This is a genomic window from Streptomyces sp. NPDC127114, from assembly GCF_042677525.1.
Classification (GTDB): domain Bacteria; phylum Actinomycetota; class Actinomycetes; order Streptomycetales; family Streptomycetaceae; genus Streptomyces.
The window spans coordinates 15,562-36,073 of record NZ_JBHXTJ010000029.1 but is presented as its reverse complement, the minus strand read 5'-3'; the positions used below and the strand labels follow the sequence as shown (position 1 = coordinate 36,073).

Annotated in this window: 16 protein-coding genes and 1 riboswitch; of the genes, 11 read left to right on the top strand and 5 right to left on the bottom strand. The window is 73.2% G+C overall.

Annotated features, from left to right (window positions below):
* Positions 1-51 precede the first annotated feature (51 nt).
* Entirely contained in the window at positions 52-1,134 is a 1,083-nt protein-coding gene (locus ACFVGS_RS25955) for a CobW family GTP-binding protein (RefSeq protein WP_385693820.1), read from the top strand.
* Here the strand turns inward: ACFVGS_RS25955 and ACFVGS_RS25950 are convergent.
* Complete coding sequence (locus ACFVGS_RS25950) at positions 1,131-1,688, bottom strand: hypothetical protein (protein WP_384415155.1); 558 nt, start codon at positions 1,686-1,688, stop codon at positions 1,131-1,133. The genes ACFVGS_RS25955 and ACFVGS_RS25950 overlap by 4 nt on opposite strands.
* A gap of 93 nt (positions 1,689-1,781) precedes the next feature.
* Positions 1,782-3,254 (bottom strand): FAD-dependent monooxygenase, encoded by a 1,473-nt coding sequence (locus ACFVGS_RS25945; protein ID WP_385693818.1) that lies wholly within the window; start codon positions 3,252-3,254, stop codon positions 1,782-1,784.
* A 90-nt stretch (positions 3,255-3,344) separates the two neighbouring features.
* On the opposite strand from ACFVGS_RS25945, the gene ACFVGS_RS25940 reads away from it, so the two are divergent.
* Positions 3,345-4,004 carry a TetR/AcrR family transcriptional regulator C-terminal domain-containing protein gene (locus ACFVGS_RS25940; protein WP_385693816.1) on the top strand — a complete coding sequence of 220 codons (660 nt, stop codon included), beginning with the start codon at positions 3,345-3,347 and terminating at the stop codon, positions 4,002-4,004.
* A gap of 144 nt (positions 4,005-4,148) precedes the next feature.
* On the opposite strand, the gene ACFVGS_RS25935 is transcribed toward ACFVGS_RS25940, so the two are convergent.
* Positions 4,149-6,635, bottom strand: a complete 2,487-nt coding sequence (locus ACFVGS_RS25935; protein WP_384415146.1) for a DNA topoisomerase (ATP-hydrolyzing) subunit A — start codon at positions 6,633-6,635, stop codon at positions 4,149-4,151.
* 185 nt (positions 6,636-6,820) lie between these two features.
* Here ACFVGS_RS25935 and ACFVGS_RS25930 point away from each other — a divergent pair, with 185 nt between their 5' ends.
* The 4 genes from ACFVGS_RS25930 to ACFVGS_RS25915 all read left to right on the top strand — a co-directional run bounded on the left by ACFVGS_RS25930 (position 6,821) and on the right by ACFVGS_RS25915 (position 11,630).
* Positions 6,821-8,167 (top strand): M16 family metallopeptidase, encoded by a 1,347-nt coding sequence (locus tag ACFVGS_RS25930; RefSeq protein WP_384415143.1) that lies wholly within the window; start codon positions 6,821-6,823, stop codon positions 8,165-8,167.
* 26 nt (positions 8,168-8,193) lie between these two features.
* Complete coding sequence (locus tag ACFVGS_RS25925; RefSeq protein ID WP_384415272.1) at positions 8,194-9,561, top strand: M16 family metallopeptidase; 1,368 nt, start codon at positions 8,194-8,196, stop codon at positions 9,559-9,561.
* Positions 9,562-9,763: 202 nt separating this feature from the next.
* Positions 9,764-9,928: riboswitch (cyclic di-AMP (ydaO/yuaA leader) on the top strand.
* Between the two features lie 12 nt (positions 9,929-9,940).
* Complete coding sequence (locus tag ACFVGS_RS25920; RefSeq protein WP_384415140.1) at positions 9,941-10,711, top strand: M23 family metallopeptidase; 771 nt, start codon at positions 9,941-9,943, stop codon at positions 10,709-10,711.
* Positions 10,712-10,946: 235 nt separating this feature from the next.
* Positions 10,947-11,630, top strand: a complete 684-nt coding sequence (locus ACFVGS_RS25915) for a GntR family transcriptional regulator (protein WP_384415137.1) — start codon at positions 10,947-10,949, stop codon at positions 11,628-11,630.
* Between the two features lie 229 nt (positions 11,631-11,859).
* Here ACFVGS_RS25915 and ACFVGS_RS25910 read toward each other — a convergent pair whose 3' ends face one another.
* Positions 11,860-12,141 carry an HPr family phosphocarrier protein gene (locus ACFVGS_RS25910; protein ID WP_128976898.1) on the bottom strand — a complete coding sequence of 94 codons (282 nt, stop codon included), beginning with the start codon at positions 12,139-12,141 and terminating at the stop codon, positions 11,860-11,862.
* A 268-nt stretch (positions 12,142-12,409) separates the two neighbouring features.
* Between ACFVGS_RS25910 and ACFVGS_RS25905 the strand changes: the two genes are divergently transcribed.
* The 4 genes from ACFVGS_RS25905 (at position 12,410) to ACFVGS_RS25890 (ending at position 18,165) form a co-directional block, all read left to right on the top strand.
* Positions 12,410-15,466 carry a GNAT family N-acetyltransferase gene (locus ACFVGS_RS25905; protein WP_385693813.1) on the top strand — a complete coding sequence of 1,019 codons (3,057 nt, stop codon included), beginning with the start codon at positions 12,410-12,412 and terminating at the stop codon, positions 15,464-15,466.
* Positions 15,467-15,540: 74 nt separating this feature from the next.
* On the top strand, positions 15,541-16,134 hold the full coding sequence (locus tag ACFVGS_RS25900; RefSeq protein ID WP_384415131.1) for a DUF5998 family protein: 594 nt from the start codon (positions 15,541-15,543) through the stop codon (positions 16,132-16,134).
* Entirely contained in the window at positions 16,134-17,339 is a 1,206-nt protein-coding gene (locus ACFVGS_RS25895; protein WP_384415129.1) for an alkaline phosphatase family protein, read from the top strand. The genes ACFVGS_RS25900 and ACFVGS_RS25895 overlap by 1 nt, the downstream gene beginning before the upstream one ends.
* Positions 17,340-17,514: 175 nt before the next feature.
* The gene (locus ACFVGS_RS25890) at positions 17,515-18,165 is read left to right on the top strand and encodes a thymidine kinase (protein WP_384415126.1); all 651 of its coding nucleotides are present in this window, start codon (positions 17,515-17,517) and stop codon (positions 18,163-18,165) included.
* A gap of 117 nt (positions 18,166-18,282) precedes the next feature.
* On the opposite strand, the gene ACFVGS_RS25885 is transcribed toward ACFVGS_RS25890, so the two are convergent.
* Positions 18,283-19,188 (bottom strand): LysR family transcriptional regulator, encoded by a 906-nt coding sequence (locus ACFVGS_RS25885; RefSeq protein ID WP_385693810.1) that lies wholly within the window; start codon positions 19,186-19,188, stop codon positions 18,283-18,285.
* Positions 19,189-19,295: 107 nt separating this feature from the next.
* Between ACFVGS_RS25885 and ACFVGS_RS25880 the strand changes: the two genes are divergently transcribed.
* On the top strand, positions 19,296-20,501 hold the full coding sequence (locus tag ACFVGS_RS25880; protein ID WP_385693808.1) for an MFS transporter: 1,206 nt from the start codon (positions 19,296-19,298) through the stop codon (positions 20,499-20,501).
* Positions 20,502-20,512: the final 11 nt, after the last annotated feature.

Here is a 20,512-nt window from a genome sequence, read left to right as displayed (position 1 = left end):
TATCCTGGGGGCTTCGCAGTCGCAGGCACCGATGGCCCGGAGGCATGACCCTTGACCACCCAGCAGATCCCCGTCGTCGTCCTGGCCGGGTTTCTCGGGGCGGGGAAGACCACCCTGCTCAACCATCTGCTGCGCAGTGCGCGCGGAACGCGGATCGGGGTCATGGTCAACGACTTCGGTGACATCGGCATCGACGCCATGACCGTGGCCGGCCAGGTCGGCTCCACGGTCTCGCTGGGCAACGGCTGCCTGTGCTGCGCGGTGGACGCGAGCGAGCTGGACGAGTACCTGGAGGTGCTCACCCGGCCGGAGCTGCGCCTCGACGTGATCGTGATCGAGGCCAGCGGCCTCGCCGAGCCGCAGGAACTCGTCCGGATGGTGCTCGCCAGCGACAACGAGCGGATCGTGTACGGCGGGCTGGTCGAGGTCGTGGACGCCGCGGAGTTCGCCGCGACCCGCGCCCGCCATCCGGAGACCGACCGCCATCTCGCCGCCGCCGACCTCGTGGTCGTCAACAAGGCCGACCGGGTGCCTGCCGACCGGTTCTCAGCCGTATGGGAGGAGGTCTCCGCGCTCGCCCCGCGCGCCGCCGTGGTGGCCTGCGCGCATGGACGGATCGACCCGGAGCTGCTCTTCGACCGGGTGGTCCCGGAGGGCGAGATCGCGGGCCAGATGTCGATCGAGGACATCCTGTACGGAGAGGAGGGCGAGGACGTCGACGGGGCCGGGGGCCACGCCCATCCGCACGCCGCGTACGAGACGGTCTCGCTGACGGCCTCGACGCCGCTGCACCCGCGCCGGCTGATGGCCTTCCTCGACTCGCGCCCCGAAGGGCTCTACCGCATCAAGGGCTTCGTCGACTTCGGCGCCGCCGATCCGGCCAACCGCTACACCGTGCACGCCGTCGGCCGCTTCCTGCGTTTCTACCCCGAGCCGTGGCCGGCCGGGGAGGAGCGGCTCACCCAGCTCGTCCTGATCGGCTCCGGCGTGGACGCGGCGGCCCTGCGCAAGGAGCTCGCCGGCTGCGAGCGGAACGGTCCGCACGACGTGCCGGACGAGACCGCGATGTGGGGCGTCCTGAGGTACGTGCCCGGCAGCGAGGACGAGCCGGAGACCGAGCCCGGCATCCTTTAGGACGGCGTCGCCGCCGCGGTCGCCCCGGGATTGGGGTGTCCCGCCGAGGCCGTCCTCGTGCGCCGTCGGTAGTAGTGCACGGTGACCGCGGCCAGCAGCGGGCCCCACAGAAGCAGGGGAGCGTAGACGATGTCGATCAGCCACATGCCCCACGCGGAGGCCTCCATCTCGGTGTTGAACGCCGAGTAGACGAACAGTACGCCGTAGACCGAGGTGGCCAGGGCACCCAGACCGGCGACGACGGTCGCCAGGAGGACCGGGACGCGGCGGCCGCGCAGAAGCGGGATCCAGCGCGGCCAGGTCTCGCCCCAGCTGCGCACGAGGCCGAGGGTGAGGAAGGCGAGCAGTTCGGAGAACAGGCTGAGGGCGAGGAGGGCGAGCGATCCCCGGCCGGGGGCGCCCATGGTGTCGTACTCGGACTGTGCCAGTCCCACCGGGATGCCGACGGCGATGGCGAGCCGCCACAGCGCCGAGGGCACGTTGGTCAGGGCGGCACCCATCGCCGCGTTGCGCGCCCAGCGTGGGACGTCAGGTAGTGCGTCGACTCTTCGCATGCGTCCACGCTGGCCCATGGGCGTGCGCCGGGGCGTCCCCCGGCGGTCGCGTCCGCCTCGGCCGCGCGGCGGAGGCGGAGCCGTACCGGAGGGTCACGCGTCGGCCGGGACGCGGTCCTCCGCGTGCTCCGGGCCGTCGGCGCCGACCGCCGCCAGATAGGTGTCGAGGCCGTCCCCGTTCGCGCCGGCCCAGCCCACGTAGCCGTCGGGGCGGATCAGGAAGAGTCCCGTGCCGTACGGCTCGTACGCGTCGAGGCGGGCCGTACGGATCGCCTCCGCCGACTCCATGGCCGGGAGCGGGACGCCGACCGCCAGCAGGGTGAAGTGCGGTCCTCGGAAGAGGTCGAACAGGCGGCCCCCGCCGTACGGCCCGTCCGGCGCGCGGTCGCCCGCCCGCAGGGCGTCCTCGGCGAGGCCGGTGCGGGTCTCCCTGCTGAGCGCGGACTCCCGGTAGCCGAGCCCGAGCTGCTGGACCTCGGAGCCTCGCTGGGTGCCGCGGCCTTCGGCACTGGCCCGGTGGATGCGGGTGCTGAGGCCGAGGACGTCGGCGGCCACGGGCTGCCGCTCGTCCTCGTAGGAGTCGAGCAGCGCGGCCGGTGCCTCGTGCCGCAGCACCTGGCCCAGCTTCCAGCCGAGGTTGTACGCGTCCTGGACGCTCGTGTTGAGGCCCTGGCCGCCGGCAGGCGAGTGCACATGGGCGGCGTCACCGGCGAGGAGGACCCGGCCGTCCCGGAAGCGGTCCGCCATCGCCGCGCGGGCACGGAAGTCCGAGGCCCACAGCACCTCGACGACCTCGTCCCCGGTGAGCGGGGTGCGCTCGGCGAGCAGCGTGCGGACGGCCTCGGGCGAGGTGTCCACGGTGGCCGACTCGTCCTCGAACCCGGCGATGAACTGGAAGGTGTCACCGCCCGGCAGCGGGCACAGCGCCACGCCGCCGCCCGGTGCCTTCGCCCAGATGTGCCAGTTGCCTCGGTCGACGACGGCGCCAAAGGAGAGGCGGAGGTCCGCGACCAGCATCGGGCGCGGGTCGACGGTCTCGCCCGTCATGCCGATGCCCAGCGCCCGGCGCACCGTGGACCGTCCGCCGTCGGCCGCGACCAGATAGGCCGCCCGCACCGTCTCGCCGGTGGACAGCTCCGCCGTCACGCCCTCCTCGTCCTGCCGGAATCCGGTGAGGGCCGCGCCGAAGCGGACCGTGCCGCCGAGCTCCAGCAGGCGCGCGTACAGGAGCTCCTGGGTGCGGGACTGGGGGATGAGGAGCACATTCGCGTACGGGACCTGCTCGGTCGGCTCGGAGCGCTCCAGCATGTCCCACTCGCCCTGACGCTCGGCGCCCTCCCAGGCGAGCATCCGCGGGTACGCGGACCCGGCGGCCAGGACCGCCGGCAGCACGCCGAGGTCGTCGAACACCTCCTGGGTGCGGGGCTGCAGCCCCTTGCCCCGCGAGCCGGGGAAGAGCCGGTCCGCCTTCTCCACGAGGAGGGCGCGCACGCCCCGGCGGGCGAGGTCGATGGCGAGCACCAGGCCGGTGGGGCCCGCTCCGACGATCACGACGTCCGTGTCCATGGCCGCTCCTCGTTCCTTAACGACGTTAAATTGCGCTGTACAGAGCATCTCCTTAACGTCGTTAAGGTGTCAAGGGGATAACGTGACGGGGTGGCGACCAAGAAGACGACCCGGCTGGCACCCGAGACGGTGGCGGAGACCGCCCTGCGCCTGCTGAACGAACGCGGCCTCGAAGGACTCACCCTGCGCGCGATCGCCCAGGAGCTGAACGTCCAGGCACCGGCGCTGTACTGGCACTTCAAGAACAAGCAGGCGCTGCTCGACGAGATGGCGACCGTCATGTACCGGCGGATGACCGCCGATGCCGCCGCCCGCCCGGCCGGTGACGTGAGCTGGCAGGAGCGGATCCTCGCGGCCAACCGGGGACTGCGCGCCGGGCTGCTGCGCTACCGCGACGGCGCCAAGGTCTACAGCGGCGCCCGGTTCACCGGCACGGACCACGCCGCCGACATGGAGGAGCAGCTCGGCGCGCTGGTCGACGCGGGTTTCTCGCTGCGCGACGCGGTGCGCGCCAGCACCACCGCGTACATGTACACCCTCGGCTTCGTCACCGAGGAACAGGGCACCGAGCCCGTGCCCGGACAGCCCCGCGAGGGCTTCGACGTCGACGAGCGCGCGGAGCGCCTCGCCGGCTTCCCGCTCGCGGCCGCCGCCGGGGCGGAGATCTTCACCGACTACGACAGCGGCTTCGAGGAGGGACTGCGCCTGATCGTCGCGGGCATCGAGGCGACCTACGCGCCCGGTGCGTGACACGACGACGCCCCCGGTGCCGCGCCTTGACGGCGCGGAACAGGGGGCGTGCGGTACGGATCCGGGCCCGGGCACCGGGCCCGGGGAGCCGGCCGGGGCCTGTCCGGCGCTGACCGCAGGACAGGCCCCCGGGCTCGCCTCGCGTCAGTTCGCCGGAACCCGGCTCGCCGGGCCCTGGTGCGCCGGGCCGGCCACCACCGCGACCGGCTTCGGCAGCGGCGTGCCCGAGCCGTCACGGCGCGGGTCGGGCTCCGGCAGGTCCACCGGAGTGCCGTTCTTCTGCGCGGCATGGGCCGGAGTGGCACCGGCCCAGGCCAGGACGAGCACGTCCTCGCCCTTCAGGAAGCGCTGGCAGCGCACACCGCCGGTGGCACGGCCCTTGCGCGGGTACTGGTCGAACGGCGTCAGCTTGGCCGAGGTGCCGGCCGAGGCGTCCAGTGTGCCGGTCGAACCGGCGACCGTGAACACCACCGCGTTCACGGCGGGGTCCACCGCCGTGAAGGACAGCACCTCGGCGCCCGCCGACAGCTTGATGCCGGCCATACCGCCCGCCGGACGGCCCTGCGGCCGCACCTGGGAGGCCGGGTAGCGCAGCAGCTGGGCGTCGGAGGTGATGAAGACCAGGTCCTCCTCGCCCGTACGCAGCTCGGTCGCGCCGACGATCCGGTCGCCTTCCTTGAGGGAGATGACCTCCAGCTCGTCCTTGTTCGCCGGGTAGTCCGGGACCACGCGCTTGACCACGCCCTGCAGGGTGCCGATCGCCAGACCGGGCGAGGCCTCCTCCAGCGAGGTCAGGCAGACCACCGTCTCGTCCGCCTCCAGGGTGACGAACTCCGACAGCGGCGCCCCGCCCGCCAGATTCGGCGCCGCGGCGGTGTCGGGCAGCTGTGGCAGGTCGATCACCGCGACCCGCAGCAGCCGGCCGGCCGAGGTCACCACGCCGACGTCACCGCGCTGCGTCGCCGCCACCGCCGAGACGATCACGTCGTGCTTGGCCCGCTTGCCGTCCGTCACGGCCGGCAGGTCCTCCGTCACCGTGCGGGCCAGCAGACCGGTCGACGAGAGCAGCACCCGGCACGGGTCGTCCGCGACCTCCAGGGACACGGCCGCGGCCGGCGCGCCCGCCGACTCCAGCAGGACCGTGCGCCGCTCGGTGCCGAACTTCTTGGAGACCGCCGCCAGTTCCGCCGACACCAGCTTGCGCAGCTCGGCGTCGGACTCCAGGATCCCGGTCAGCTCGTCGATCTCGCCGTTGAGCCGGTCGCGCTCGCTCTCCAGCTCCAGGCGGTCGAACTTGGTGAGCCGGCGCAGCGGGGTGTCCAGGATGTACTGCGTCTGGATCTCGCTCAGCGAGAAGCGCTCGATGAGGCGCTCCTTGGCCTCCGCCGAGTTCTCGCTCTCCCGGATGAGGCGGATGACCTCGTCGATGTCGAGGAGCGCGACGAGCAGGCCCTCCACCAGGTGGAGCCGGTCGCGCTTCTTGCCGCGGCGGAACTCCGAACGGCGCCGGACCACGTCGAAGCGGTGGTCGAGGTAGACCTCGAGCAGCTCCTTGAGGCCGAGGGTGAGCGGCTGGCCGTCGACCAGGGCCACGTTGTTGATGCCGAAGGACTCCTCCATCGGCGTCAGCTTGTAGAGCTGCTCCAGGACCGCCTCCGGCACGAAGCCGTTCTTCACCTCGATGACCAGGCGCAGGCCGTGGTTGCGGTCGGTGAGGTCCTTGACGTCGGCGATGCCCTGGAGCTTCTTCGAGCCGACCAGGTCCTTGATCTTGGAGATGACCTTCTCGGGGCCGACGGTGAAGGGCAGCTCGGTGACGACGATGCCCTTGCGGCGCGCCGTCACCGTCTCCACGGTGGCCGTCGCGCGGATCTTGAAGGTGCCGCGGCCCGTCTCGTACGCGTCCTTGATGCCGGACAGGCCGACGATCCGGCCGCCGGTGGGCAGGTCGGGGCCGGGCACGAAGCGCATCAGCGCTTCCAGGTCCGCGTTCGGGTGGCGGATCAGGTGGCGGGCGGCCGCGACGACCTCGGCCAGGTTGTGCGGGGGCATGTTGGTGGCCATGCCGACCGCGATCCCGGAGGCGCCGTTGACCAGCAGGTTCGGGTACGCGGCGGGGAGTGCGACCGGCTCCTGTTCCTGGCCGTCGTAGTTGGGCGCGAAGTCGACGGTGTCCTCGTCGATGGACTCCGTCATCAGCAGCGCGGCCGGCGCCATCCGCGACTCCGTGTACCGCATCGCGGCCGGCGGGTCGTCGTTGCCGAGGGAGCCGAAGTTGCCGTGTCCGTCGACCAGCGGCACGCGCATGGAGAAGGGCTGCGCCATGCGGACCATCGCGTCGTAGATGGACGCGTCGCCGTGCGGGTGCAGCTTGCCCATGACCTCGCCGACGACGCGGGCGCACTTGACGAAGCCCCGGTCGGGCCGCAGGCCCATCTCGTTCATCTGGTAGACGATGCGCCGCTGCACGGGCTTCATGCCGTCGCGGGCGTCGGGCAGCGCGCGCGAGTAGATCACCGAGTACGCGTACTCGAGGAAGGAGCCCTGCATCTCGTCAACGACGTCGATGTCGAGGATTCGCTCCTCGAACGCGTCGTCCGGCGGCGGTGTCTTCGTGCTGCGGCGGGCCATCGCGGCTGCGGCTCCTTCACCAACAAGGTTGATCTGACGCGGACCATTGTGGACCGTGGCACCGACAACGCCGACCGCGACCCGGAAGAGGGACATCGGATGCGGCCGGGAACTTCGCCAGGTGTCGGCGCGCTTGCATACAGTGGCAGGACTTTTCCCGATCGCGATCGAAGGGACATACGCCCATGGGTCACACGGCTGAGGCCGAGGCCGGCTCCGGCGGACTGACAGCGACCGAGCACCGGCTGGCCAACGGCCTGCGCGTGGTGCTCTCGGAGGACCACCTGACCCCGGTCGCGGCGGTCTGCCTCTGGTACGACGTCGGCTCCCGTCACGAGGTCAAGGGCCTCACCGGCCTCGCCCACCTCTTCGAGCACCTGATGTTCCAGGGCTCGAAGCAGGTCCACGGCAACGGCCACTTCGAGCTGGTGCAGGGTGCGGGCGGCTCGCTCAACGGCACGACGAGCTTCGAGCGCACCAACTACTTCGAGACCATGCCGGCGCACCAGCTGGAGCTCGCGCTCTGGCTGGAGGCCGACCGCATGGGCTCGCTGCTCACCGCCCTCGACGACGTCTCCATGGAGAACCAGCGCGACGTCGTCAAGAACGAGCGCCGCCAGCGCTACGACAACGTGCCGTACGGCACCGCCTTCGAGCGCCTCACCGCCCTCGCGTACCCGGAGGGCCACCCGTACCACCACACCCCGATCGGCTCGATGGCCGACCTGGACGCCGCCACCCTGGAAGACGCGCGGAACTTCTTCCGTACGTACTACGCGCCGAACAACGCGGTGCTCTCGGTCGTCGGCGACATCGACCCCGAGCAGACCCTCGCCTGGGTGGAGAAGTACTTCGGCTCCATCCCCGGCCACGACGGCAAGCCCGAGCCGCGCCCCGGCGACCTGCCCGAGACCATCGGCGAACAGCGCCGCGAGGTCATCGAGGAGGAGGTCCCGGCCCGCGCCCTGATGGCCGCCTACCGGCTGCCGCACGACGGCACGCGCGCGTGCGACGCGGCCGACCTGGCCCTGACCGTCCTGGGCGGCGGCGAGTCCTCCCGCCTGCACAACCGGCTGGTCCGCCGCGACCGCACCGCCGTGGCCGCCGGCTTCGGCCTGCTGCGGCTCGCCGGCGCGCCCTCGCTCGGCTGGCTGGACGTCAAGACCTCCGGCGGCGTCGAGGTGCCGCGGATCGAGGCGGCCGTCGACGAGGAGCTCGCCCGGTTCGCCGCCGAGGGGCCCACGCCCGAGGAGATGGAGCGCGCCCAGGCCCAGTTGGAGCGCGAGTGGCTGGACCGGCTCGGCACCGTCGCCGGCCGCGCCGACGAACTGTGCCGGTACGCGGTGCTCTTCGGCGACCCGCAGCTGGCCCTGACCGCCGTCGACCGGGTCCTCGACATCACCGCCGAGGAGGTGCAGGAGGTCGCCAAGGCCCGGCTGCGCCCGGACAACCGCGCCGTCCTGGTCTACGAGCCGGTGGGCGACACCGCCGAGGGGACCGACAGCGACGAGGAAGAGGGAGCGGACCGGTGACCGACGCCGCCACGTCTTTGACCAGCATGACCTTCCACCCGCAGCCCACCCCGGGCGAGGCGAAGCCCTGGGCCTTCCCGGCCCCGGAGCGCGGCGCGCTCGACAACGGTCTGACCGTGCTGCGCTGCCACCGCCCCGGCCAGCAGGTGGTGGCCGTCGAGATCTTCCTCGACGCCCCGCTGGACGCCGAGCCCGAGGGCCTGGACGGCGTCGCCACGATCATGGCCAGGGCCCTGTCCGAGGGCACCGACCAGCACTCGGCCGAGGAGTTCGCCGCCGAGCTGGAGCGCTGCGGCGCCACGCTGGACGCGCACGCCGACCACCCCGGCGTACGGGTCTCGCTCGAGGTGCCGGTCTCCCGGCTGCCCAAGGCGCTCGGCCTGCTCTCGGAGGCCCTGATCGCCCCGGCGTTCGCCGAGACCGAGGTCGAGCGGCTGGTGCGCAACCGGCTGGACGAGATCCCCCACGAGACGGCCAACCCGGCCCGCCGTGCCGCCAAGCAGCTCTCCAAGGAGCTGTTCCCGGCCGCCTCGCGCATGTCCCGGCCGCGCCAGGGCACCGAGGAGACCGTCGCCGCGATCGACGCCGCCGCCGTCCGCGCCTTCTACGACGCGTACGTCCGTCCGGCCGCCGCCACCGCCGTCGTGGTCGGCGACCTGACCGGCGTCGACCTGGACAAGGTCCTCGCCGAGACCCTGGGCGCCTGGAGCGGCAAGCCGGCCGCGCCGCGCCCGATGCCGCCCGTCACGGCCGACGACACGGGCCGCGTCGTCATCGTGGACCGGCCAGGCGCCGTCCAGACGCAGCTGCTCATCGGCCGCGTCGGCGCGGACCGCCACGACCGCGTGTGGGCGGCCCAGGTGCTCGGCACGTACTGCCTCGGCGGCACCCTCACCTCCCGCCTGGACCGCGTCCTGCGCGAGGAGAAGGGCTACACGTACGGCGTGCGGGCCTTCGGCCAGGTGCTGCGCTCCGACGGCGCCGGCAACGGCGCGTCGATGCTCGCCATCAGCGGCTCGGTCGACACCCCTAACACCGGACCGGCACTTGACGACCTGTGGAAGGTGCTGCGCACCCTGGCCGCCGAGGGCCTGACGGACGCGGAGCGCGACGTGGCCGTGCAGAACCTAGTGGGCGTGGCACCGCTGAAGTACGAGACGGCCGCGTCCGTCGCCGGGACGCTGGCCGACCAGGTCGAGCAGCACCTCCCGGACGACTACCAGGCGCAGTTGTACGCGCGGCTCGCCGAGACGGGCACGGTGGAGGCGACCGCGGCCGTGGTCAACGCCTTCCCGGTGGACCGGCTCGTGACGGTCCTGGTCGGCGACGCGGCGCAGATCGCGGAGCCGGTGCGGGCGCTCGGCATCGGTGAAGTGACCGTGGTCAGCGGCTGATTGAGCCGCCGTCACACGGTTTCGAGGACCCTGACGACCTGGTTCGTCAGGGTCCTCCCTTATGTCCGGATTGCTGAGGAGTGTGGTCGTCTGCCCTGTGGCATGTCTTACAAACGTGCGCGTCTGTTTGGCGATTGACAGAAGATCGGCCTAGCGTCGACCCGGCTGTCCGGCCGTTGCACGACGCCGCATCCGCGGCAACGGACAGTCATCGCCGAGTCCCCGCAAGGCGCGAGCCTGGGGAGCCGGGGACCCATGCGCAGTCCCTGGGGTGAATCGGACGCCTTCGCTCAGGCGGAGGGGCCCGTAGGAGACCTTCCTGCTCCGAACCCGTCAGCTAACCCGGTAGGCGAGAGGGAAGGAAAGGATCAGCCACTACATGGCGTTCACCCGTGCCACCGGGAAGCATCGTGGTCCGAGCCGGCTGGCTCGTCGAGGCGCCGGCATCGCCGGCGTGGCGACGCTCGCCACCACCGGCGTGATCGGCACCCTCGCCTCCCCGGCGCTCGCCGCCGACACGGACGACACCTCCCTCGAGGACACCGGCCTCACCCAGGTGATCGCCGAGGACTCCCTCGCCGAGCGCGTCGACGCCCAGGCCGCCGCCCAGGAGAAGGCCGCCGCCGAGGCCGAGGCCCGCGTCAAGGCCGCCGCCGAGGCGAAGCGCAAGGCCGAGGCCCGCGCCAAGGAGATCCGCGAGGCCAAGGAGCGCGCCGCCCGGGAGGCCGAGCGCAAGCGCCTCGCCTCCTTCCAGCTCCCCGTCGCCGGCTCGTACGTGACCACCGGCTACAAGACCGGCGGCTCGCTCTGGTCCTCCGGCAGCCACTCGGGCATCGACTTCCACGCCGCCTACGGCAGCAAGGTCGTCTCCGTCGGCTCCGGCACCGTCGTCGAGGCCGGCTGGGGCGGCGCGTACGGCAACAACATCGTGATCCGGATGAACGACGGCACGTACACCCAGTACGGCCACCTCTCCGCCATCACCGTCCGCGTCGGCCAGAAGGTCACCCCGGGCGAGCAGATAGGCATCTCCGGCTCGTCCGGCAACTCCACCGGCCCGCACCTCCACTTCGAGGCGCGCACCGGTGCGGACTACGGCTCCGACATCAACCCGATCTCCTACCTGCGCGCACGCGGCGTCAACGTCTGACGCGGAGGCATCCGGTACGGGCGTCCGGCACGGGCGTCCGGCACGGGCGTCCGAGGCGCGAATCCCGCGCGGTCCGGCGCGCGCATCCCGCACGAAAGCCCCGGCTCGAAACGAGCCGGGGCTTTTTGCGTTCTTTGTCACCGGGCGGCATCGGAAATTCCGTCGTCCTGCAATAGAGTCGCCGGACAGGCGCCGCCCGACGGGGGTTTAGCGCGGACGAATTCGGAGGTCGGACATGCGCATTCCCGCGCACTCGGTATGCACGGCGATCCGGGACGACATCGTCTCCGGGGTGTACGCGCGGGGCGCCAGACTGACCGAGGAACAGCTCGCCCGCCGCTACGGCGTCTCCCGCGTCCCGGTCCGCGAGGCGCTGCGCACCCTGGAGTCGGAAGGCTTCGTCGTGAGCCGCCGGCACGCCGGCGCGCATGTCGCCGAGCCCACCGTGCAGGAGGCCGCCGACCTGCTCGACATGCGCTGCCTGCTGGAGCCGCTGGGTGCGGCCCGGGCCGCACAGCGCCGCACCGACGCCCACCTCAAGGTGCTGAGGGGCCTGGTCAGACTCGGGCAGGAGCGGGCCCGGAGCGGCCGCGGCGAGGACCTGACGGCGCTCGGCGGCTGGTTCCACGAGACCCTCGCCCAGGCCTCGGGCAGTCCGCCGCTCACGACACTGCTCACCCAGCTGCGGCACAAGATCGCCTGGATGTACGCGCTCGACCCGGCCGAGCGGCCCGCGGAGTCCTGGGCCGAGCACGGGGCCATCGTGGACGCCGTCGCCCGCCGCGACGCGGAACGGGCCCGGGCGCTGACCGCGCTGCACGTGGAGCGCGCGGCCCCGCTGTACCGGCTGAAACAGGCGGACCGGTCACGTGTGAGGGTTTCGCAACATGCCGTAAACAGTTCGGGACCGCAGAATTAACGCGAGGGTCGTATACAAAGAGCCGGGAATTATTGCCCGCTGTTCCGTGCTGCCCTGAAGGGAATTCCACGGCGCTCCGCTCCGATGCCATGACTTCCGAGCGGGTGGCAATACCTATTGCTGAATTCCCGTCGACCGGAAGCGCGCCACGGGAAAGGAAAACGGCCGTGCCTGCCGGAGAACCGGAGGACACGGCCGCTTCGCGATCCGTCGTCGGGGAGGTGACGGGTCAGACGGTCTCGGGAAGCTCCTCGAGACCCTCGGCCACCAGCTTCGCCAGGCGGTCGAGCGCGGCCTCGGCGCCGTCGGCGTCCGAGGCGAGCACGATCTCCTCGCCGCCCTGGGCGCCCAGGCCGAGCACCGCGAGCATGGACGCGGCGTTGACCGGGTTGCCTTCGGCCTTGGCGATCGTCACGGGGACGCCGGCGGCCGTGGCGGCACGGACGAAGATGGAGGCGGGGCGGGCGTGCAGGCCCTCGGCCCAGCCGACGTTGACGCGGCGCTCAGCCATGGTGGTTGCCCTTCAACTTTCAGCGGTTGTCTAGACCAGTCTCTCACGGGTGACGACATGCTCGTACCGACCTTCGGCCCGGGGCCGGCGGCCGATCGGCCCTCCCTACCTTGCACGGCGTGAACCTCGGGCGCGAGCGGTGCGCCGGTGCCGCGCGGGACCGTGCCCCGCACGGCCGGTGCCACTGTCGTACCCCGGCCGTACGCCGCGCGGGACCGTGCCCCGCACGGCCGGTGCCACTGTCGTACCCCGGCCGTACGCTTGCCCCATGCAGAGCGCGTCGGAACAGTCGGGGGAGCCGGAGCACGCCTATCCCGACCACTGGGAAGCGGACGTGGTCCTCCGGGACGGCGGCACCGCGCGCATCAGGCCCATCACCGCCGACGACGCCGAGCGCCTGGTCAGCTTCTACGAGCAGGTGTCGGACGAGTCGAAGTACTACCGCTTCTTCGCGCCCTACCCGCGCCTCTCCGCCAAGGACGTCCACCGCTTCACCCACCACGACTTCGTCGACCGGGTCGGGCTCGCGGCGACCGTCGGCGGCGAGTTCATCGCCACCGTGCGCTACGACCGCATCAACGAGCTGGGCCGGCCCGCCTCGGCACCCGCCGACGAGGCCGAGGTCGCCTTCCTCGTCCAGGACGCCCACCAGGGCCGCGGCGTCGCCTCCGCACTGCTCGAACACATCGCGGCGGTGGCCCGCGAACGCGGCATCCGCCGGTTCGCCGCCGAGGTGCTGCCCGCCAACACCAAGATGATCAAGGTCTTCACGGACGCCGGCTACACCCAGAAGCGCAGCTTCGAGGACGGCTCCGTCCGCCTCCACCTCGACCTGGAGCCCACCGACCGCTCGCTCGCCGTCCAGCGCGCCCGCGAACAGCGCGCCGAGGCCCGGTCCGTCCAGCGGCTCCTCGCCCCCGGCTCCGTCGCCGTGATCGGCGTCGGCCGCGCGCCCGGCGGCGTCGGCCGCACCGTGCTGCGCAACCTCCTCGACGGCGGCTACACCGGCCGCGTCCACGCGGTGAACGCCGCGCTGGAGGAGGGCCGCCCGCACGAGCTGGAGGGCGTGCCCGCCTTCCGCTCCGTCGCCGACATCGGCGAGCCCGTCGACCTCGCCGTCGTCGCCGTCCCCGCCGAGCGCGTCCCCGAGGCCGTCGCCGACTGCGGCGAACACGGCGTCCGCGGCCTCGTCGTCCTGTCCGCCGGATACGCCGAGAGCGGGCCCGAGGGCCGCGAGCGCCAGCGCGCCCTGGTCCGCCAGGCCCGCTCGTACGGGATGCGGATCATCGGGCCGAACGCCTTCGGGATCATCAACACGGCCGAGCCCGTACGACTGAACGCCTCCCTCGCGCCCCAGATGCCGGCCACCGGACGGATCGGGCTGTTCACCCAGTCCGGCGCCATCGGCATCGCCCTGCTCGCCGGCCTCCACCGGCGCGGAGCCGGCCTGTCCTCGTTCCTCTCCGCCGGCAACCGCGCCGACGTCTCCGGCAACGACCTCCTCCAGCACTGGTACGACGACCCCGCCACCGACGTCGTCCTCCTCTACCTGGAGTCCATCGGCAACCCGCGGAAGTTCACCCGGCTCGCCCGCCGGACCGCCGCCGTCAAGCCCGTCGTGGTCGTCAAGGGAGCACGGCACAGCGGCAGCGCCCCGCCCGGCCACCGCGTCCCCGTCACCCGGATCCCGCACGCCACCGTCTCCGCGCTGCTGCGGCAGGCCGGCGTCATCCGCGTCGACACCGTCACCGAGCTCGTCGACGCGGGCCTCCTCCTCGCCGAGCAGCCGCTGCCCGCCGGCCCGCGGGTCGCGATCCTCGGCAACTCCGAGTCCCTCGGCCTGCTCACGTACGACGCCTGCCTCACCGAAGGGCTGCGCCCGCTGCGGCCCGTCGACCTGACCACCGGCGCCACGCCCGCCGACTTCCGCGCCGCGCTCACCGCCGCCCTGGCCGACGACGCCTGCGACGCCGTCGTCGTCACGGCCATCCCCTGGGTGGGCGAGAACGGCGCCACCGAGTCCGGCGACAGCGAGGTCCTCGCCGCCGCCCTCCGCTCCGCCGTCACCGCCGCACCCGGCCCCGGACCGGCGAAGCCGGTCGTCGTCGTCCACGTCGAGATGGGCGCCCTCGCCGACGCCCTGTCCGAGGCCACCCGCACCCGCCCAGCGACGCCGACGGCGGGGCCCGCCGCGACACCGGTGGCGGGGCCCGCCGGGCCTGCGGCGGCTGCCGGAGCAGCTACGCCTGCTACACCCACGGCCGGGTCCGCCCCGCCCGCGACGCCCGCACCGGTCGCTGGGCCCGCGACGCCTGCCGGGTCCGCCGCGCCCGCGACGCCTGGCAGGCCTTCCGCGCCTGCGTCCCCCGCCGGGCCCGCCGCGGCCGGAGCCGGACCCGCCGCATCCGCAGCCGGAGCCGCGGCCCCGGCGTCGCGCCTCGCGCCCGAGCCCGGCGTCATTCCCGCCTATCCGGCGGCCGAGCGCGCCGTCCGCGCCCTCGCCGAGGCCGTCCGCTACTCCCAGTGGCGCCGCCAGGCCGCCGACCCGGGACGCGTTCCGGAGTTCGACCGGATCGACGAGCCACGCGCCGCGGCCCTCGTCGACCGCGCCCTCGGCGCGCCCGGCGCCGACGAACGCGGCGTCACCCTCGGCGGTGCCGACACCAGAGAGCTCCTCGGCCGGTACGGCATCGAGGTCAGGCCCACGCTGCCCGCACCCAGCGCCGACGAGGCCGTACACGCTGCCGCCCGGCTCGGTTTCCCCGTCGCCCTCAAGACCACCGCGCCCCATCTCCGCCACCGCCCCGACCTCGGCGGCGTACGCCTCGACCTGGCCACCGAGGAACAGCTGCGCACCGCCTACGACGAGCTCACCGACACCCTCGGCAAGCCCGAGGAGCTCCAGCCGGTCGTCCAGGCGATGGTCCCGCGAGGCGTCGACACCGTCGTCCGCTCCGCGATCGACCCCGCCGTCGGCGCCGTCCTCTCCTTCGGGCTCGCCGGCGCCGCCTCCGAACTCCTCGGCGACATGTCCCACCGGCTCGTCCCCGCCACCGACCGCGACGCCGCCGAACTCGTCCGCTCCATCCGCACCGCCCCGCTCCTCTTCGGCTGGCGCGGCTCCGCCCCCGTCGACACCCCCGCCCTCGAGGAACTGCTGCTGCGGGTCTCCCGGCTGGTCGACGACCACCCCGAGGTCGTCGCCGTCTCCCTCGAACCCGTCGTCGTCGCCCCGCGCGGCCTCTCCGTCCTCGGCGCCACCGTCCGCCTCGCCCCGCCCCCGCCGCGCACGGACCTCGGCCCGCGCCGCCTCCCGAGCTACTGACCCCGCCCGTGACCGAGCCGACGAGCGCCGCGGGAGGGCCGGAGGGGGGCCCGCAGCCCCGTAGGATGGAGCCCATGGCGAAGACCGGTACGACGACCCAGGGGCTGCGCGCGGCGATCGAGCGCAGCGGCTACTACCCGGCCCTCGTGGCCGAGGCGGTGGAGTCCGCCGTCGGCGGCGAGGCCGTCACGTCGTACGTGGTCCACCAGGAGACGACCTTCGACGCGAACGAGGTCCGGCGCCACGTCACCGTCCTCGTCCTCACGGCCAACCGTTTCATCGTGAGCCACACCGACGAGCAGGCCGCCGACACCAGCTCCCCGACGCCGTACGCCACGACGTCCACCGAGTCCGTGAAGCTCGACCGGATCTCCTCGGTCGTCGTCAGCCGCGTCGTCTCCAACCCCGAGTCGTACACCCCGGGCACCCTGCCCCGCGAGGTCGTCCTCACCATCGGCTGGGGCGCCGTCTCCCGGATCGACCTGGAGCCGGCCGCCTGCGGCGACCCCAACTGCGACGCCGACCACGGTTACACCGGCAACTCCACCGCCGACGACCTCAGCCTCCGGGTCAGCGACGCCGGCGACGGCCCGGACACCGTCCGGCAGACCCTCGCCTTCGCCCAGGCGCTCTCCGAGGCCACCGCGACGACCCCGGCCGCCCGCTGATGGCCCAGCCCGCCGCCGTCGCCCAGGGCTGGCCGGACGAGCCGGTGCCGCTCGACCCCGCCACCGCACCGGTCCCCGCATACGGCAGCGGTTCCCTGGCAGACCTGCTGCCGACGCTCGTCGCCGGACAGGGAGTGCCCGGCTTCGAGCCGCGGATCACCGAGCTCGGCCCCGCCGACCGCAACTGCGTCTTCCTCATCGACGGGCTCGGCTGGGAGCAGATCAAGGCCCACCCGGACGAGGCGCCGTATCTGACCTCGCTGCTCGCCACCTCCCGGGGCGGCACCGGCCGCCCGCTCACCGCCGGCTTCCCCGCCACCACCGCGACCTCGCTCGCCTCCGTCGGCACCGGACAGTTCCCCGGCACCCACGGGCTGCCCGGCTACACCGTGCGGAACCCGGACACAGGCGAGCTGATGAACCAGCTCCGCTGGAAGCCCTGGACCTCGCCGCGCGTCTGGCAGCCGTACCCCACGGTCTTCCGGCTCGCCGACGAGGCAGGGATCCACACCGCGCAGGTCTCCTCCCCGGCGTTCCAGGACACCCCGCTCACCAAGATCGCGCTGAGCGGCGGCACCTTCCACGGCCGGCTCTCCGGCGAGGAGCGGATGGACGTCGCCGCCGAGCAGCTGGCCGCCGGCGACCGCTCCCTCGTCTACACGTACTACAGCGAGCTCGACGGCGCCGGACACCGCTTCGGCGTCGCATCCGACGCCTGGCGCGGCCAGCTGATGTTCGTCGACCGGCTGGTCCAGCGGCTCGCCGAGCAGCTCCCGCCCCGCGCGGCCCTCTACGTCACCGCCGACCACGGCATGGTCGACATCCCCTTCGACGAGGACCACCGGATCGACTTCGACGAGGACTGGGAGCTGCGCGCCGGCGTCGCCCTGCTCGGCGGCGAGGGCCGGGCCCGGCACGTCTACGCGGTCCCCGGCGCCGAGGCGGACGTCCTCACCTGCTGGCGGGAGGTCCTCGGTGACCGCTTCTGGGTCGCGAGCCGCGACGAGGCCATCGCGCTCGGCTGGTTCGGCGACCGGATCGACGAGCGGGTGTACGGACGCATCGGCGACGTGGTCGCCGCCGCCCAGGACGACCTCGCCATCACGGCCTCCGTCAACGAGCCGAACGAGTCCGCCATGGCGGGCATGCACGGCTCCATGACCGCGGCGGAGCAGCTCGTCCCCCTGCTCGAAGTACGCTCCTGAGGCGACGGGCCGCCGGGCCGGACGGGACCTCCTGGATGCACGCGCCGCGACCCGCCTCCCGCCCCACCTCCCGACCGGCCTCCGCCCCCTGCCTCCGTCTCCGTCTCCGTCACCGCCTCCGCCTCCCTGTCCGCCCCCTCCTCCCTCCTCCGACCCGAAAGGTCCTCGACCTCCCATGCCCGAGCTGGTGTTCTTCTCCGGAACGATGGACTGCGGAAAGAGCACCCTCGCTCTTCAGATCGAACACAACCGCTCCGCCCGCGGCCTCCAGGGCATGATCTTCACGCGGGACGACCGCGCGGGCGAGGGCAAGCTCTCCTCCCGGCTCGGCCTCGTCACCGACGCCGTCGAGGCCGCCGAGGGCTTCGACTTCTACGCGTACCTCGTCGCCCATCTGTCCAAGGGCGGCCGCTGCGACTACGTCATCGCCGACGAGGCGCAGTTCCTCGCGCCCGAGCAGATCGACCAGCTCGCCCGCGTCGTCGACGACCTGGAACTCGACGTCTTCGCCTTCGGCATCACCACCGACTTCCGCTCCAAGCTGTTCCCCGGCTCGCAGCGGCTCGTCGAGCTCGCGGACCGGGTCGAGGTGCTCCAGGTCGAGGCCCTGTGCTGGTGCGGCGCCCGCGCCACGCACAACGCGCGCACCGTGGGCGGCGAGATGGTCGTCGAGGGCGCGCAGGTCGTGGTCGGCGACGTCAACGCGGGCGACGAGGTCGGCTACGAGGTGCTGTGCCGGCGCCACCACCGGCGCCGCATGACCGCCGCCACCGCCCGTGCCGCGGCCCTGTCGCCGGACGTCCTGCCGGTCCCGGACGCGTCCTAGGCGCACGGGGTCGCGTCCCAGCCCGCTGCCCGCCCCGCCGACCGCCTGCGTACCTACCTGACTGCCAGGAGCGAGGAGCCAGGAACCAGCAACCGGCCGGTGAGTCCCCTCACTCCGTCACACCGTCTCCTCGCCCAAGGTCTCACCGACCGCCCGCGCGAAGGCATCGGCCTGAGGGGTCCCGTTCCCGCGGCGGAGGACCAGGCCGAGCAGGGAGTCGGAAAGGCCACGGACCGGGACGAACGCGAGGGAGCCGCGTCGGCCGTGGTAGTCGGCCGTCGAGCGGCAGAGCAGCATCGCTCCCTGGTCCGCAGCGGCGAGCGAGAGGCCCTCCTGGAGGGTGTTGACCAGGGGCCCGGCGGGGATCGGCAGGCCGCCCGGCGTCTCGCGGGGGGCCTGTGCCAGGCGCCAGTAAGCGGGTGCGGAGTCGTGGATGCCGATCAGCCGGCAGCCCGCCAGCTCCTCCGCCGAGACCGACTCCCGCCCTGCGAGGGGATGCCGGGCCGAGATCGCCAAGGTCTGCGGCTGCCGGGAGAACACCGGCCCGACGAGCAGGTCCTCCTCCGCCACCGGCAGCAGCACCGCCGCGCAGTCCACCTCTCTGCGGCGCACCGGCCCGAACGGATCGGACAACGCGATCTCCGCCACCTCGATCGCCCACCTCGGAAAGCGCGCCCCGAACAGCGCGATGGCCCGGGCCAGACCGTCGTCCACCGTCCCCTGGAACCCGATCCGCAGCACCCCGTCGTGGCCCCGGGCGGCCGCCCGGGCCTCGTCGACGGCTGCCCGCAGCGTTTCGTACGCCGGGCGCAGCGACGCCAGGAAGGACTCGCCCAGCGGCGTCAGAGCCACCCGGCGGCTCGTCCGCTCCACCAGCCGAGCGCCGATCCGGCCCTCCAGCGACCGGAGCAGCTGGCTGATGCGGCTCTGCGACACGTACAGCCGCTCGCCCGCCCGGCCGAAGTGCAGTTCCTCGGCGAGCACGAGGAAGGCCTCCAGCTCGCGGATCTCCAGACGGCTCATGCCTCCCCTCCCGTCGGGTGCCGCCCATCCGGATCGATGAGCCCCACTCATCGAAGCATGAGAGAACGGCCGTTGTTCCCGCAGGTCGCGGCCGGTTGGCTGAAGTCATGGCACAGACACAGGAAATCGCAGGTGTGGCCCCGGGCGTCCCCCGTCCTCGTCGTGGGGGCTGGCCCGCCGTGGCCGCCCTCGCCGGCGCGACGTTCACCGTGGTCACGGCCGAGATGCTGCCGGTGGGCCTGCTCACGCCCATCGGTGGAGCACTGCGCGTGACGGAAGGCACGGCCGGTCTGACCCTGACCGTCACGGGTCTCGTGGGTGCGGTGTCCGCACCGCTGCTCACCCCGGCCCTCGGCCGCTTCGACCGCCGCCCGGTGCTGTGCGGCCTGATGGCGGTGCTGATCGCCGGCAACCTGCTGGCCGCCTGGTCCCCGCACTTCGCGGTCATGGTGGCGGCCAGGGTCCTGGTCGGCATCGGCATGGGCGGAGTGTGGGCCTTCGGGGCCGGTCTCGCGGTACGACTGGTGCCGGGCACGTCCGTGGGCCCGGCGACCTCGCTGGTCTTCAGCGGCATCGCCGTGGCCTCGGTGATCGGCGTGCCGGCCGGCACGTACATCGGCGAACTCGCCGACTGGCGCACGGCGTTCCTCACCGTCGCCGGACTCGGGCTGGTGGTGCTGTCGGCCCTGGCGGTGCTGCTGCCGAAGCTGCCCGCCGAGCAGGAGATCGGGCTCGGCGGCGTGATGCGGCTCGTCGGCGACCCGCGGGTGGCCACCGGGCTCGGCGTGGTGGCGCTCCTGGTCACCGGGCACTTCGCCGCCTACACGTACGTACGGCTCGCCCTGGAGGAGATCTCCGGGGCGAGTGCGCCCGTGGTCGGCACGCTGCTGCTGGTGTACGGCGTCGCCGGCGTGCTCGGCAACTTCGCCGCGGGTGCGGGCGCTTCCCGCTGTCCGCGCGGAGTGCTCCTGGTGATCAGCCTGGTCCTGGCCGCGGCGGTCGGCCTGATGCCCCTGGCCGGCGGCTCGGTGGCCACGGCCACGGTATTGCTCGCGGTCTGGGGCCTGTCGTACGGCGGGGTCTCGGTGGCGGCCCAGACCTGGCTGCTCGTGGCGGCCCCCGGCGCCCGCGAGGCCGGGTCCGCACTCTTCGTCGGTGTGTTCAACGGCTCGATCGCGCTGGGGGCGCTCGTCGGAGGCCTCGCCGCGGACGGCTCCGGCATCGAGGCCGTCCTCTACCTGGGCGCGGCCCTCGCCGTCGGCGCCCTTGCGGTGGCGGCCCTGGGCCGCGCCCCGGGCGGCGGCCGTCGCTGACGCGGCGGACC

Bases quoted from the DNA above. Each gene is read 5' to 3' on its own strand.
- ACFVGS_RS25930 (WP_384415143.1), top strand. From the start codon at position 6,821: ATGGGTCACACGGCTGAGGCCGAGGCCGGCTCCGGCGGACTGACAGCG.
- ACFVGS_RS25900 (WP_384415131.1), top strand. From the start codon at position 15,541: ATGGCGAAGACCGGTACGACGACCCAGGGGCTGCGCGCGGCGATCGAG.
- ACFVGS_RS25950 (WP_384415155.1), bottom strand. From the start codon at position 1,688: ATGCGAAGAGTCGACGCACTACCTGACGTCCCACGCTGGGCGCGCAAC.
- ACFVGS_RS25925 (WP_384415272.1), top strand. From the start codon at position 8,194: ATGACCTTCCACCCGCAGCCCACCCCGGGCGAGGCGAAGCCCTGGGCC.
- ACFVGS_RS25915 (WP_384415137.1), top strand. From the start codon at position 10,947: ATGCGCATTCCCGCGCACTCGGTATGCACGGCGATCCGGGACGACATC.
- ACFVGS_RS25910 (WP_128976898.1), bottom strand. From the start codon at position 12,141: ATGGCTGAGCGCCGCGTCAACGTCGGCTGGGCCGAGGGCCTGCACGCC.
- ACFVGS_RS25880 (WP_385693808.1), top strand. From the start codon at position 19,296: ATGGCACAGACACAGGAAATCGCAGGTGTGGCCCCGGGCGTCCCCCGT.
- ACFVGS_RS25920 (WP_384415140.1), top strand. From the start codon at position 9,941: ATGGCGTTCACCCGTGCCACCGGGAAGCATCGTGGTCCGAGCCGGCTG.
- ACFVGS_RS25885 (WP_385693810.1), bottom strand. From the start codon at position 19,188: ATGAGCCGTCTGGAGATCCGCGAGCTGGAGGCCTTCCTCGTGCTCGCC.
- ACFVGS_RS25905 (WP_385693813.1), top strand. From the start codon at position 12,410: ATGCAGAGCGCGTCGGAACAGTCGGGGGAGCCGGAGCACGCCTATCCC.
- ACFVGS_RS25935 (WP_384415146.1), bottom strand. From the start codon at position 6,635: ATGGCCCGCCGCAGCACGAAGACACCGCCGCCGGACGACGCGTTCGAG.
- ACFVGS_RS25945 (WP_385693818.1), bottom strand. From the start codon at position 3,254: ATGGACACGGACGTCGTGATCGTCGGAGCGGGCCCCACCGGCCTGGTG.
- ACFVGS_RS25890 (WP_384415126.1), top strand. From the start codon at position 17,515: ATGCCCGAGCTGGTGTTCTTCTCCGGAACGATGGACTGCGGAAAGAGC.
- ACFVGS_RS25895 (WP_384415129.1), top strand. From the start codon at position 16,134: ATGGCCCAGCCCGCCGCCGTCGCCCAGGGCTGGCCGGACGAGCCGGTG.